Annotated in this window: 13 protein-coding genes; 6 read left to right on the top strand and 7 right to left on the bottom strand. The window is 36.4% G+C overall.

Features of this window, described 5'->3' with window-relative positions:
- Positions 1–63 precede the first annotated feature (63 nt).
- From BUB28_RS05845 to BUB28_RS05820, 6 genes are all read right to left on the bottom strand, one after another.
- Positions 64–1,242, bottom strand: a complete 1,179-nt coding sequence (locus BUB28_RS05845; RefSeq protein WP_072949738.1) for a site-specific integrase — start codon at positions 1,240–1,242, stop codon at positions 64–66.
- The gene (locus BUB28_RS05840; RefSeq protein ID WP_072949736.1) at positions 1,226–1,867 is read right to left on the bottom strand and encodes a recombinase family protein; all 642 of its coding nucleotides are present in this window, start codon (positions 1,865–1,867) and stop codon (positions 1,226–1,228) included. Before BUB28_RS05840 ends, BUB28_RS05845 begins: the two co-directional genes overlap by 17 nt.
- Positions 1,868–1,993: 126 nt before the next feature.
- A complete protein-coding gene (locus tag BUB28_RS05835) occupies positions 1,994–2,971 on the bottom strand; it encodes a class II glutamine amidotransferase (RefSeq protein WP_072949734.1) in 978 nt (325 codons plus the stop codon).
- 2 nt (positions 2,972–2,973) lie between these two features.
- Positions 2,974–3,156, bottom strand: coding sequence for a hypothetical protein (locus BUB28_RS05830; RefSeq protein WP_072949732.1), 183 nt, complete (start codon positions 3,154–3,156; stop codon positions 2,974–2,976).
- The gene (locus BUB28_RS05825) at positions 3,157–4,263 is read right to left on the bottom strand and encodes an amidoligase family protein (protein ID WP_072949730.1); all 1,107 of its coding nucleotides are present in this window, start codon (positions 4,261–4,263) and stop codon (positions 3,157–3,159) included. It abuts the gene before it with no gap.
- A 56-nt stretch (positions 4,264–4,319) separates the two neighbouring features.
- On the bottom strand, positions 4,320–4,604 hold the full coding sequence (locus BUB28_RS05820; protein WP_072949728.1) for a DUF960 domain-containing protein: 285 nt from the start codon (positions 4,602–4,604) through the stop codon (positions 4,320–4,322).
- 342 nt (positions 4,605–4,946) lie between these two features.
- Here BUB28_RS05820 and BUB28_RS05815 point away from each other — a divergent pair, with 342 nt between their 5' ends.
- From BUB28_RS05815 to BUB28_RS05795, 5 genes are all read left to right on the top strand, one after another.
- Positions 4,947–5,876 (top strand): DUF1848 domain-containing protein, encoded by a 930-nt coding sequence (locus BUB28_RS05815; protein WP_072949726.1) that lies wholly within the window; start codon positions 4,947–4,949, stop codon positions 5,874–5,876.
- Positions 5,877–6,114: 238 nt separating this feature from the next.
- Positions 6,115–6,387: a hypothetical protein gene (locus tag BUB28_RS05810; protein ID WP_072949725.1), complete on the top strand. Its 273-nt coding sequence runs from the start codon at positions 6,115–6,117 to the stop codon at positions 6,385–6,387.
- Positions 6,363–6,983, top strand: a complete 621-nt coding sequence (locus tag BUB28_RS05805; protein ID WP_072949723.1) for a relaxase/mobilization nuclease domain-containing protein — start codon at positions 6,363–6,365, stop codon at positions 6,981–6,983. Before BUB28_RS05810 ends, BUB28_RS05805 begins: the two co-directional genes overlap by 25 nt.
- Before the next feature lie 399 nt (positions 6,984–7,382).
- A complete protein-coding gene (locus BUB28_RS05800; RefSeq protein WP_072949721.1) occupies positions 7,383–10,379 on the top strand; it encodes a BspA family leucine-rich repeat surface protein in 2,997 nt (998 codons plus the stop codon).
- A gap of 172 nt (positions 10,380–10,551) precedes the next feature.
- Positions 10,552–10,845 (top strand): dockerin type I domain-containing protein, encoded by a 294-nt coding sequence (locus BUB28_RS05795; protein WP_175460887.1) that lies wholly within the window; start codon positions 10,552–10,554, stop codon positions 10,843–10,845.
- 145 nt (positions 10,846–10,990) lie between these two features.
- Here the strand turns inward: BUB28_RS05795 and BUB28_RS05790 are convergent, their stop codons facing one another.
- Positions 10,991–11,764 carry a histidinol-phosphatase gene (locus BUB28_RS05790; RefSeq protein ID WP_072949718.1) on the bottom strand — a complete coding sequence of 258 codons (774 nt, stop codon included), beginning with the start codon at positions 11,762–11,764 and terminating at the stop codon, positions 10,991–10,993.
- A 634-nt stretch (positions 11,765–12,398) separates the two neighbouring features.
- On the opposite strand from BUB28_RS05790, the gene BUB28_RS05785 reads away from it, so the two are divergent.
- Positions 12,399–13,610: a Fic family protein gene (locus tag BUB28_RS05785; protein WP_072949716.1), complete on the top strand. Its 1,212-nt coding sequence runs from the start codon at positions 12,399–12,401 to the stop codon at positions 13,608–13,610.
- The last annotated feature ends 43 nt before the right edge of the window (positions 13,611–13,653 follow it).

Here is a 13,653-nt window from a genome sequence, read left to right as displayed (position 1 = left end):
AGTGTCCACGTTTTTCCTCTAATAAAAAGAAAAACTCGCCCATGAAGGGCGAGCTGTAGACAATCATTTCAAGAAATTACGCAAGTTAGCGATATGTTCAGCCTGGAGCTGATCCGTGACATGTGCATACAGATCAAGGCTTATCTGAATAGAACTATGTCCGAGCAGCCGACTGAGCGTTTTTATATCCATACCACTCTCCAGACTGCGTGTAGCAAATGTGTGCCTTATTCCGTGAAAATTGATAACACGAATATTATGACGTATCAGCAGATTTCTGAATAAGTCACCGAAGTTACTAGGATCTATAGGGAGGCCGTTTGGTGTTATGAATACAAGTCCCAGATCAGGAAGTCCTTTTTCTTTTATCGTCTTAGCCTGCTCCTCATGGTATGCTGAAAGCTTTTCAGCAATCTCAGGCAGCAGCGGTATAGTTCGGACCGAGTAAGAGGTTTTAGGTGTGCCTATTTCAAGAATAGTTTTAAATTGTCCGTTCTTATCTGGGTTTTTGATGCGGTTAAGGCTTTGAGTAATACGTATGTAGCTTTCTCCGTTAAGATCAATATGCACATTTTTCCAGGGGAGTCCCAACAATTCTCCCTTACGCAAGCCTGTATAGAGATCAAGCAATACAGCCATACCTATGCGTTCACCATCAAGGTGCTTTTGTAGTTCTTTCTGCTCTTCGACAGTAAAGTATAGACGTTCAATTTTCACCGATCTTGGTGGAGATACAAGATCAGCTATATTACGTGGAATATATCCAAGCTTATAAGCTCTATCAAGTCCAGTGTGAATCATCGCATGGAAATTTCTCATCGTTTTAGGGCTCAAACCACCTTTCCCATCAAGCCGACCGTTTTTGAATTTTTCCTGATAAAAGGTTTGTAATCGCAATGGTGTTAGTTCGCATAGTTTGATGTTACCGATTGTTGGTTTAATATGCTTTTCAATATAAGTTTCATAGTTAATAAGACTGGACGGTTTTAATGCTCCTTCACAGTAAGTATCGTACCACAACCGCATCCATTCATAAAATGTTGTCTTGCAGGGCTCAGTGTAGTTATAATCGCGAAGATCTGCCAAAGTTTTATTGACCTTTTCTGTAACTTCGTGTTTTGTTTTTCCATAGAAGTATTTTCGTTTAGGAACTCCATGGTCACAGTATAGAGTTACAACTCCACGCCAGCGTCCATTTTTATCCTTGTAGATGCTCCCTTCACCGTTACCGTTTTTTACCATCAGTAGTCACCTCTCTAGATATAGGTGTAAGTTTATTATAAAGCCTGTAGTAGCACGATTTGGAGATACCAAGCTCCCGCATAGCTTCTACAGGCTTTTTGTTTCCGCAACGGACTTCCGCAAGAACTTCACGCCAATTATCTGGCAAAGGCTTTGACGGACGACCGAAGCGGACGTTTTTCTTTTTTGCAGCTTCGATGCCTTCACGCTGTCGAGATCTTATCTTCTTACGCTCGTTTTCTGCGATAGCACCGAGTACTTCAATGAGAATAGCATTTATCATATCCATTACCCATTCCTGATCCGGTGGAAAGTCAGTAAGCGTTGTTGGTATATCGAGTATCTTCACACGCACTCCAGATAATTTGAACTCTTCAAGCTCGCGTTTGATGTCGGACTTGTTCCTGCTCAGTCGGTCCAGCTCCTTGATGACCAGTGTATCCCCCTTGCGAAGTATCTGTCGTTTGAGATACTGGTATCCTTCTCTTTCAGTATCCTTGCCTGAGGCTTTGTCAATAATGATGTTCTGCTCAGGAACTCCGAACTTGGTGAGGGCTTCAATTTGTCTGTCTTCGTTTTGTTCCCGTGTGGAAACACGAGCATATCCATATATACGATTGTCCATTTTACCACCTAACTGTTCCAAAAAGTGGTGGCGACTTTCGGAACGTTTCAAAAGTCAAAATACCACTTTTTGGAACGCTTTTTTAGTCGTTTTTCGAGTGTATCATAAAGTGTACTTTTTGAAACTTCAAAATACACCCCCATAGCAACTCTCATAGATGTCTTCACCGCATATGTATTTCACGTCTTTGAGTGCTTCCTGGAGCAGGCTTTGATCAGCAAGCATATCTTCTATCTCATCGCAGGTATAACCGTAATCAAGAAGTAACTCAACGTCCGAGCTATCAACTCCATAACAACCGCAGTATGCAAGTAAGATTTCCTCATGCATGTTGTAATAAGGAGAATCATCATAATCATACCAGCTCACATATTTTGAACGGTAAATTTTAGGCTCGAAGTGTGATCTTGTGATTTTACCGTTCCTGTCAATGCGGAGTATATCGCCTTCCTCAGTATCTACACTCTTGGACTCGAACTTGTGAAGTCCCATCTGTTTTAAAGCCTTCTTCATGATAGTTTCTGTACTTGCATATACATACAGTCCTATGCTCTCAAAGTGCAACAGATACATCGGGTTGCTTCCTTTTATAATGTATAGGTTATTGAACTGATCAAGTACAGTGAATGTGAAATTACCCTCAACAGTCTCAGCCATATACTGTAAGCTGTCAAAGTCTAGCTTACCTTGCTTCTCTATCAGCTGTACGCCGATGTAGCTGTCGGTATCTATATATGAATTAGGAATAGTACCGTCCTTACGAAGCTCTTTGTCATTCCATAAAACACCATTATGTGCGAAAGCAAACTCCTTATCAGCGTGACCTGCAAATGGATGATTGTTGTAATTCTGCTTCTTATCGCCCTGAGTAGCAAGCCGAGTATGCCCCATGACGGCTTTTGTACCGTCAGGAGCGTTGAAGTGTATCTTATGCGCGACCTTCGGTCTTTTGAAGATAATGACTTTGCCGTCTTTCACATAGCTGATACCAGCTGCATCAGTACCGCGTTCTTCAGCAGCATTTGCCAGTGCCTGAGTGAGTTTCCTCAATACCCTATACGGGACGATTCCTTTATAATCAAGCCAGCCAAACAATGCACACATAATTATTCTGCCTCCTTATCAAGAACATCAATAATCTTTGTATATTCTTTAGCATTTAAACTATCCTTTACTACATCACTTATCATATCAACAAATACTGTTCCTGCTATCAACAAAGCTATTTTCAGTATCTCTGCGACAGGACTTCCTGACGGTATAGTTTTTATCAAATCTGTAAGTTTCATTTAAATATCCTCCTCTGTATTGATATCATCGTTTACGTAAAGCTTACGCTCTTTTAAGTATTGTATAAGCTCTGGCTGCTTTATTGTGTCCACAAAGTCACTCCATGACATATTTGACAATCCTTCGTCTGTATGAGTAATAGCAATATCACATATTGCATCGACCAGTTCCAATACAGCAATAAGCGTATTATACTTCAAAGTGCCTCTGAAAAGGCGGAATTCTATTGTTGCGTAGTTCATAAGGTTTACAGCTGCATACCTGCCGTTATTTCCTTTTTTAGCCTTGTCCAGTATCTCACGACCTGTCTTCTCAAATCCATATCGAGCGGCCCAACGGTTCATACTGTATTCTGTACGGCGACTGAATTTCAGCATCTCATTCCAGTGATGTTCAATGAAGTACAGTATACGACTGATAACTTCGTCTTGTGTATCACGATTTTCTCCGAAACAGTTTCTGTTTACATGAACATGAAGTCCGCATGTACTTGTCTGATGACTTCTGTATCCAAGATATATTGCCTTTTTCATGATATCATCCCAACAATAGTTCTTGTGATATTCAAGAGACATAGGGTGAGATACAAGTTCCATTCCGTCATCTAAAGAGCCGTCACCTTTGATGTAGATATGCTCATTATCTTTATTTGCAACAGCAAGTATCTCGTCTGCGTTATCAGAGTCTTTACCTGCTCCGTCTATCTCAAGCTCTACACCGAAATATCTGGAACCATCGCCATAGAAGATAGGCTCTGGCTTATACCCGTAGTCATGAATACTGCGGCATTTGTCCACTTCATCATGATAACAATCGCTGCAATAATCATAACCGTCCAGATGATAAGCATCATCTTCGTGAAGGAGCGTATCACAGCAAGAACAGCGAGTATAGTGGTTGTGATAGCAGTTGCTGCATAGAGTTGTATAGTCATCTCCATATGATTCGTTTGTCCAGATTATTCGTCCGCATCTGTCGCAGGTAGTAGTATGGTTTTCAACACAGTCTGCGCAGACTATATCGCCGTCAATAGTTTCATAATCCTCATCTTCGCCTATAACTGCTCCACAATGCGAGCAATACATGACGTTATTGTTTTCTTCCATTGTTTATAACCTCCGAATAATGAAAAGAGCCAGCCCACGAAGGGCTGGCATAAGTTTTAATATTCACTTGCAAGTAGCATGGTACTATGATCATCGTCATCAATGATATACAGCTTCTCTGTGATAGGTGTATCCGACGGTATCATGTACACCTTTCGATATTCAGGTTCTTCTGAGCTGTGAACAATAGACTGCATAGAACCCGATGGACTAAGCTCGAACACCTGTAAGTAGTCTTTCGGAGCAGGCATATGCTCTACGCACTCCCACAGAAACAGCTGCAGTTCCAATGGGATAGTACTGTCAACACCGCATGTCAAATAGCGTTCGTTATTGAACATGGCTTATTTCTCCTTCCTTATAAAATATTGGTGACAAAAGTCTTGTCATCATAATAATATATATATTGAAAGAGAAAAAATACGGAGCAGGCTATAAACTGAGAAAAAAATAAAAGCTTTTATTATGATAATAATTATTATCATAATAATTATATACATATAGAAAATCAAAATAATAGGAATTTACTCTTGACTATGCTATTTGTAGCTCATATAATATAGAAAAAGGGCACTAAAAAACATATGCACTTCTTTATTACCGTCCATTACGGACGGCAATGATGTTTAAATAACGGATTAATGCAGTAATAATCATTGTATTACTGTCTAAAAAGGAGAATTATGATAATAAATACAGGAATGAGGACTGATATCCCTGCGTTTTACTCTGAGTGGTTCATGAACAGGATACGTGAGGGATATGTTCTGGTACGAAATCCATATCGTCAGGACTGGATCACGCGATATGAGCTAAATCCTGATGTTGTAGACTGCATAGCCTTCTGTACTAAAAATCCTGCTCCGATGCTAAAGCATATAGATGAGCTACAGCGTTTTAATCAATACTGGTTCGTGACAATAACTCCATATGGAAAGGACGTTGAACCGAACGTTCCATCGAAGGAACAAGTTATGCAGGATTTTATTGCACTTTCGAAGAATGTAGGTGTTAACTGTATTGGTTGGAGATATGATCCCATATTTATTGATAGCACATATACCATTGAACGTCATATTTCGGACTTTCAGAATATGTGTAATACACTTTCTGGTTATACTAGAGTATGTGTTATCAGCTTCATTGACTTGTATGAGAAAGTCCTCCGCAATTTTCCTCAGGTCAGAACTGTCACTCCACAGGAACGAATAGCTATCGGAAAGGCTTTTGCAGAGATAGGACAGCGTTATGGTATAACGATAAAAAGCTGTGCTGAAGGAAATGATCTTGCTAAATACGGTGTGGACTGTAATGGCTGTATGACCAAAGAGACATTTGAGGCTGCAATTGGTTACTCCCTCAATATACCAAAAAAGAAATCACAGCGTACTGAATGTAGCTGCGTTCTTGGCACGGATATTGGTGCATATGATACCTGTGGACATTTCTGTCGATATTGTTATGCTAATTCAAACAGGGAAAATGTAATACGAAACAATCGAATTCATAATCCATCTTCACAGTTTATTGTCGGTGAACTTCATGAAGGTGAAGTTATTCATCAGGCAAAACAGATAAGCTGGATAGACGGACAGCTGTCGTTTTTTGAATAGTTATTTTATCCTCTCAGTATCGAGAGGATATTTTTTTGAGAAATTGTACTATGCAGTAAGAATGTATGACAAATCGACTTAAATACCTGCAATAAATAATTATATAAATATATTATATAATATATTTCCTTTGTATTATTCTATAATCAATATTTATTATATTATATATACCTATAGATGCAATGTATTCAGTTGGTTTGTAACAATTCTAAATCAATACTAACTGGAGGAATAACCAATGAAATCAAGAACGACAGCAAAGACTATCAGAATTCCCAACGACATCTATGCTGATATCGAGAGGGAAGCAGCCAAAAAAGATACTTCTTTCTCGAAGGAAGCGATTGATCGTTTAAGACACGTTGACAACAGTCTTACCCCCGATATTCTGGCAACAATACAAACGATCATTAACAAATCACTTGAAGGGGTGAAAACAGGTTCTTGTAAACCAATCAAAGAAGCACAGGAGGAGGTAAATAAATTATGGAAAAACAAATTATCAAAGTGATAACTCACGCAGGAGCTAACAAAGAATATATCAGAAACGCTATGCATTATATTGATAATGAGGATAGCGTTGGAGTAAGGGGATATGGAGTTGTAGAAAGAGATCCTGACACAGCCGCAATGCAAATTAGCTCTACGGCTAAGTATTATGGCAATGAAGGAAAGAATCAAATGATTCATTACATGATATCATTAACCAGAGATACTGCACCAAATGCTGAAACTGCTATGGAAATAACTGATAGAGCATTAGAGCCGTTTAAAGGAAAAAATCAGTTTCTTACTGGAGGTCACAGAAAAAAGACGAAACAATCAGATTATCATACTCACACTTGTATTTGTACCACGAACTACGAGACAGGAAAAATGCTTCATTCTACAAACAAAATCAATTATAAGATCGCTCAACGTGTTGCAGATATAACTCAAAAAACAACTGAACTGATCATTGAAATTCAAAAGGATATAGAAGAAGAAAAGTACTCTCAAAGTAATAATGATGATAGTGAATTTTACACTGCAAAGAAAAAAGTATTTAAACGTTACTTTTATCCGAGAAAGAATAGCATAACAGATCAAGAATTTATCAATAAATAAGAAAGTAATTTGGCAATGATTGAATACATATCATTGCCAAGCAGCTTTTCATTAAATTAGTGGAATCTTTTATCATAATAACTAACATCATTTTTATAATTTATTGTCTTATATTCTGAATTTGAGTTACAAAAGGTTTTTATGTAAACATCTACAATATGTATATTTTAATGCTTAGATACAGCGCGTAGGGCGTATTATAAGAAAAAATATACAAATGGTAGTGCACTTATTTATGGATTGTTACAAATTCTTCTTCGGCAAAGCAATATTAACAAATTATTCTCATATATGTGCAAATAAAATGTTATTATAATAATATAAAGAAGAATTCTTTATATTATTAAATTATATTTGTAAAAGTAATAAAAAACATGCTTCGAAAAAGGGGATGAAAATATGAAATTTAATAAGCTATTAGCTGGTTTTACTGCTTGCATATGTATGATTGGAAGCATAAGCAATACCTTTACGAAAAACACATTAATTTTAGTTGGTTCAGCTGATGATAGTTCTAATACCACCAAAGTGTGGAGCGGAAATTATGATACTTCGTGGTATGACAATACAAAAACAGAATTTCAAATAAATACAGCAGAACAGCTTGCAGGTCTTGTGAATTTAAATATATCTGGTGACACATTTAAAAACAAAACTTTTTACCTCCAAAATAACTTTAGTTTCAGCAATTATAGCTTAAACTCAATGGATACTTTTGAAGGAATTATCAACGGAATGAATCATTCTATATCAGGATTAAAAAATCCATTTATAAAAAAGAATAGCGGTACTATCGAAAAAATATCGTTCAATTCGAACATAACCTCCCAGGATTCATCCAAAACTCCATTAATTGGAATAATAGCAAACGAAAGTAATGGAAATATGTTCAATTGTAATGTCAGCGGCTATATCACATGCAATACTCCTGCATCTCAAAATGGCATGAGTTACCCGTATGATAACATATATATCGGTGGAATATGTGGTAAACAAACTGGAGGAATGCTTTTAAACTGTAGCTCTTCCGTTAATATAACACGTTCTACAGATCGCCATTTCTCAGCAATGTATGTGGGAGGAATATGCGGTTATTCGTCAAGTGCCACTATAAGAGAATGTACATATACAAATGGAAGTATTAATGCAACTGCGACTCCACTTCAATCTAAAACCGTCGTATATACGAGTAATGTTGAAACTATAGACAGCGTAAATAAAAAAATATATTATGAATGCTATCTACGCTATGACAACGTTGATTCAAAACTATATGTTGGAGGTATATGTGGTAATGCTCAAATTGTGAATTTTTATTCTTGTAAAAATTCTGGAACTATTATTTGCAAAAATAAAATAAAAGAAGGAGCAACCCCTTCGATAAATTATGAAACAGGAGAAACTATTTCAACATATACTAATAATTACGGCAATACATACTATAATCTAAAAAAATGTTATCGCTTAAACACCGCTAATAAAGGTAAACCAACAGTAACTGTTGAAACCAATGTAGGCTGTATATGCGGAAGTACATCATCTTCAAATTTTTATGGATGTTCTAATTCAGGAACAGTAACATCAAATAACAGTAATTCGACACAAATATGCGGATATAAAGATCAATTCACCAAAATAGAAGAAAAAGATCCATTAAAAATAACAACTACTACAACCAAAATAACAACCACTTCAACAGTAACTAGTAAGAAAACTACAACAACATCAAAACCAACCACGACAACTAGTAAGAAAACTACAACAACATCAAAACCAACCACGACAACTAGTAAGAAAACTACAACAACATCAAAACCAACCACGACAACTAGTAAGAAAACTACGACAACATCAAAATCAACCACGACAACTAGCAAGAAAACTACGACAACATCAACAACTACAATTACATCAAAAATATCAACAACTTCAACACTGCCGCCTCTCGAACTTGAAGAAAACAGTATTTCTCTTACGGTAGGAGAACAGTTTGCTATTACCGCAAATCAATCTAACTTGACTTATGAGTCAAGTGATAAGAGCATTGCAACAGTTTCTAAATCAGGAGTAATAACTGCAAGAACTATCGGCAGCGCAATGATTTTCGTATCAAATAGTGATGATGATACTGTTATCCTCAGGGTAACTGTATCAAAAGGAAAGAATAATGTCGAGTTTGACGAAGGAACAGGTATATTGACACTCAAAGGAGCTATAACTGTTGATGATATAAAACCATATAGAAACAATAACAAAGTCAAGAAAGTTGTTACCGAAAAAACAACAATATTCCCTGAAAACAGTAAAGGCCTATTTTCTTCACTTTCCGCCGAAACATTTGAACTTGAAAATGCAGATACATCACAGGTAACGGATATGAGCGATATGTTCCTATACTGTACTAAAGTGAAAACATTAGATCTAAGAAGTTTTGATACTTCAAACGTTACTAAAATGGCAGAAATGTTTGATAACTGCAACAACCTTTCATCAGTATATCTTAGCAGCTTCAATACTTCAAAAGTAACAAATATGTGTAGTATGTTCATTAACTGTCCGATGATTTCATCAATTAATATCAGTAATTTTGATACTTCAAATGTTACAAATATGAAGCAAATGTTCTTTGGATGCGATAAACTTATTAATCTTGATCTAAGCAAATTCGATACTTCGAATGTTAACAATATGAACAGTATGTTTGCTCAATGCTATAGTCTTACATCACTTGATCTGAAAAACTTTAATACTTCACGAGTAACTGATATGGGAAGTATGTTTGCAAACTGTAATCACCTAACTTCATTGAATATCAACAGCTTTGATACATCAAATGTTATAAATATGGAGACAATGTTTTATAATTGCAGTAACCTTACTTCATTAGACCTAACAAGTTTTAATATTTCATCATTAATAAATGCAGATAGAATGTTCAACTTCTGTTCAGATCTCAAAAAGATAATAGTATCTAACAAATGGAAGATTACATCGAAAATTGTTAATACTGTTTTATTTAATGGCTGCAATTCATTAATTGGTGGAAATGGAACAAAGTATAACCCTGAAATAATCAATACTCAATATGCATGCGTTGACGAAAAAGGTAGCCCAGGTTATTTTACAGCATCAGCTGACTATGTTTCAACTATAATGTTTTTTGGCGATGCAAATTGCGATGACGAAGTTGATCTGTCAGATGCAGTACTGATTATGCAATCAATTGCCAATCCAAATAAATATGGATATGGCGGAACATCACCCAGTGCTATAACACAGAAAGGAATGCTACAGGCAGATGTCGATATATCGACTAAAGGCCTTACAGGAAATGATGCATTGAAAATACAAAAATATCTTCTCAAAATAATAAATACTCTTGATCCTAATCAATAATAATTACAAATATTCCGTCCATTGGACGGAATATTTGCGCTATTAAAGTAAGATAAGCAGCGGATCATACAATGTCACTCTGGACAATAATGTGTCTCAGGGAAATATAGTGTTCAATACCCTTAAAATTACCTTCGCTAACGGTAAATGGCTGTGAAACTATCCTCAGGGATTGACTGTAAAAATAAAGGCTGTATATACAGTGGACGATCAGTTCTTATTAGGTGACGTAAATGGAGATAAACAGATTAATGCTGTTGACGTATTATCTGTTCTTGCTTATTACGCGCTTATATTCACAGATAAGGACGGCGATTATAATCAGCAGCAGAAAAAGCCAGCCGATGTGAATAATGACGGTGCAATAAATGCGGTTGATGTGTCAAATATTCTAGCATACTATGCTTATGTATCGACAACAAAAGAAAATGTTGCAGCATTAGAAGAATACATAAAAACAAAATAATAGTCATATCATAATCCGATAAAGACTGTAATTAAATGCATATATTTACTATGCCGCCTTCGTGGCGGCATTCGTTTTGGAAAAACATATTAAAGATTCATATAATAATAAAAAAGAAACAGGAGGGTGATCCCTCCTGTTATTTTTATATTTTAGGCTCAAGTCCTGGGAGATAATCAATAAGTTCTATACCGTAATTCTCAGCTACAGTATTTCCAAGCTCTATTGAAGCTATATCACCTATAAGATTCGGGGTATGTGCGTCTATGCCGATAATAGCTGTATTTACTACTTCATGAGCTATTCTAAGAAGCCTGTCAGACGGATAATGAAGTCCATTTTTGAGTCCTATAAGGTTGATTTCTATTGGAAGCTCATGCTCCTTGAAATACTTGCATAATCGCGTGTACTGTTCTACTCTTGTGGATTCTTCACCAGCATAATATAATAGATCAGGGTGGGCTACATACTTATATCGTCCTGAGTCCATACCTTCGATAATCAGGTCTATGTATCGCGTAAACTGTTTCAAGCTGTTTGTGCCGTGTCCGTTATAGTGGGAATTGTATTCAGGCTCGTTATAATGCTGACCGAGGATCATATAATCAACAGGATAACCTGATAGCAACTGATCCTGCTTCTCCATGAGCTCAGGAATATATTCAGATTCAAAGCCTATGTATATAGTAATATCCTTTTCATATTCTTTTTTGAGCGAGAGAAGCGATGAGAAATAATCATCAAGATCTGACGGCTGCATTCTTATAGGAGATTCATAATCATTGTCATATACCCAAGGACAATGATCTGAGAAACCGAGCACCTTTAACCCGCTTGCAATAGCCTGTTCTATAAACTCTCTATCTGTACCTTTACCGTGCTTACAACGATATGTATGCGTATGATAATTCGCTTTCATACTATTCTTCCTTTCATATAATTTTATTAATGAAATTGCTTCATAAGAATAATATATATATCAAGAATTCAAATAATCATATATATTCTAACACGACCATATTCTTTTTTCAAACAAATCAAAAAGCAAATTTATGATATCAATTTAGTATTCGCTTGTGAAAGACGGTATGATCTACCTTGGTTCTCTTCCGTCAGATGAATTGATGTATATGGATTCTCAAAATGTTAGTGAAACAATATGCAATATTATAGCATATTCATTGATAAGAAATGAATATAAGGTGAGTTTGAGATCTAAAAATAGCTCTTCTTCAAAATGAAATCAATCCTAAGTATTGGTTGTTGAAGGCCGTTAAGACGACGATCCCATTCGATGATATATACATTATCGAACTGCTTGGCAAGGATGTCCTATTTTGAAAATTAGTAAGAATTATTATGGCCTCTTCGTCATTGGGGAATCTCCGTTTCTTATTGACTTTTGCGCTTAGATGTGATATAATCAAGGTGTAAAACTCAAAAGTGATATGTATTTGCGTTTTGCACAGTGGATTATTCATATACATACTCAATGCATATTTGATTCAGAGTGTTCAATAATACTCACTACAGGCAGTAAGGAGATGAGATATATGTCAAGGAAAACGTTAAAAGTCTTATTCCATATGGGAGCTAAAGAGTATAAGACAGAGTACGATAACAGATATAATGATGCTGATACTATTCACCTATCTGTAAATATCGGAGAGAATGCTGCATTCATTTGTCAGACCCCTGAGATATACAAACAGATAATATCGATTGAGCGTTTGGATAAAGGTGTTGAATCATTGACCAATACACTGCCTCAGCTTGTAATATCTCAGTTCACATCCAAATGTCTTATTGATGAAATACTCCTGACCAACAACATAGAAGGTGTTCACAGTACCAGAAAAGAGATCGGTGAAATTCTTCAGGATCTATCAACTCGTGATAAACGCAACAGGTTCGTTGGTCTTGTTGCTAAGTATGCAGCTCTTGAAGATGATCACACAATGTCTTTTAAGTCCTGTCAGGATATACGCAAGGTCTATGACGATATCTTCTATGAAGAGATAAAGGCAACTGATCCTGATAATCTGCCTGATGGTGAATTGTTCCGTCGTTCAGGTGTCGAAGTTCAGTCAGCTACTCAGAAGGTTATCCATAAAGGAATATCGCCCGAAAGTAAGATAATCGATTCAATGAACCAGAGTCTGAATGTGCTGAATGATGATGATATCGACATTTTCATCAGAATATCGGTATTTCATTACCTGTTCGGGTACATTCATCCATTCTATGACGGAAACGGTAGAACGAGTCGTTTCATCAGCAGCTATCTTCTTTCAAGACAACTCAATCCTCTGATAGGATTCAGATTATCATATACGATAAAAGAAAACATATCCAAGTACTATAAGGCTTTTGAAGTATGTAATGATCCGCATAACAAGGCAGAACTAACGCCGTTTGTGGAGATGTTTTTGAATTTAGTTGAGATATCGTTACAACAGTTGCTGGAGACTCTTGAAGATAAGAAGTTTAAGTGGGATTACTATTGCCAGCGTATCGTTAGCTTACCAAATGCTGAAAAGACTGATATCTCTCATATGTACGAACTGCTTATCCAGGCAGCTCTCTTCTCCAATATCGGTATCTCTCGTGAAGAGCTTCTTAATGAGTTGCAATTGTCAGAGAACACTGTGCGAAGCAGGTTAAAGCTTATTCCTGCTAATTTGCTTATTGAAAACCGCCAGAGAGGTAGGAAGTATTATCTTCTTGACCTTGATGCGGCTGATAAAATTTTTGAAGATTCATAATGAAAGCACCGCCTTCTGTGGCGGTGTTCTTTTACGTATATTT

The organism is Ruminococcus flavefaciens (assembly GCF_900143025.1).
Lineage (GTDB): Bacteria > Bacillota > Clostridia > Oscillospirales > Ruminococcaceae > Ruminococcus > Ruminococcus flavefaciens_I.
The sequence above is the reverse complement of the archived record's forward strand: the minus strand, read 5'-3'. Positions and strand labels throughout refer to the sequence as shown.

What these genes read in the sequence shown, in the direction of transcription:
- BUB28_RS05845 (WP_072949738.1), bottom strand. Translation starts at nt 1,242, where the DNA reads ATGGTAAAAAACGGTAACGGTGAAGGGAGCATCTACAAGGATAAAAAT.
- BUB28_RS05840 (WP_072949736.1), bottom strand. Translation starts at nt 1,867, where the DNA reads ATGGACAATCGTATATATGGATATGCTCGTGTTTCCACACGGGAACAA.
- BUB28_RS05835 (WP_072949734.1), bottom strand. Translation starts at nt 2,971, where the DNA reads ATGTGTGCATTGTTTGGCTGGCTTGATTATAAAGGAATCGTCCCGTAT.
- BUB28_RS05830 (WP_072949732.1), bottom strand. Translation starts at nt 3,156, where the DNA reads ATGAAACTTACAGATTTGATAAAAACTATACCGTCAGGAAGTCCTGTC.
- BUB28_RS05825 (WP_072949730.1), bottom strand. Translation starts at nt 4,263, where the DNA reads ATGGAAGAAAACAATAACGTCATGTATTGCTCGCATTGTGGAGCAGTT.
- BUB28_RS05820 (WP_072949728.1), bottom strand. Translation starts at nt 4,604, where the DNA reads ATGTTCAATAACGAACGCTATTTGACATGCGGTGTTGACAGTACTATC.
- BUB28_RS05815 (WP_072949726.1), top strand. Translation starts at nt 4,947, where the DNA reads ATGATAATAAATACAGGAATGAGGACTGATATCCCTGCGTTTTACTCT.
- BUB28_RS05810 (WP_072949725.1), top strand. Translation starts at nt 6,115, where the DNA reads ATGAAATCAAGAACGACAGCAAAGACTATCAGAATTCCCAACGACATC.
- BUB28_RS05805 (WP_072949723.1), top strand. Translation starts at nt 6,363, where the DNA reads ATGGAAAAACAAATTATCAAAGTGATAACTCACGCAGGAGCTAACAAA.
- BUB28_RS05800 (WP_072949721.1), top strand. Translation starts at nt 7,383, where the DNA reads ATGAAATTTAATAAGCTATTAGCTGGTTTTACTGCTTGCATATGTATG.
- BUB28_RS05790 (WP_072949718.1), bottom strand. Translation starts at nt 11,764, where the DNA reads ATGAAAGCGAATTATCATACGCATACATATCGTTGTAAGCACGGTAAA.
- BUB28_RS05785 (WP_072949716.1), top strand. Translation starts at nt 12,399, where the DNA reads ATGTCAAGGAAAACGTTAAAAGTCTTATTCCATATGGGAGCTAAAGAG.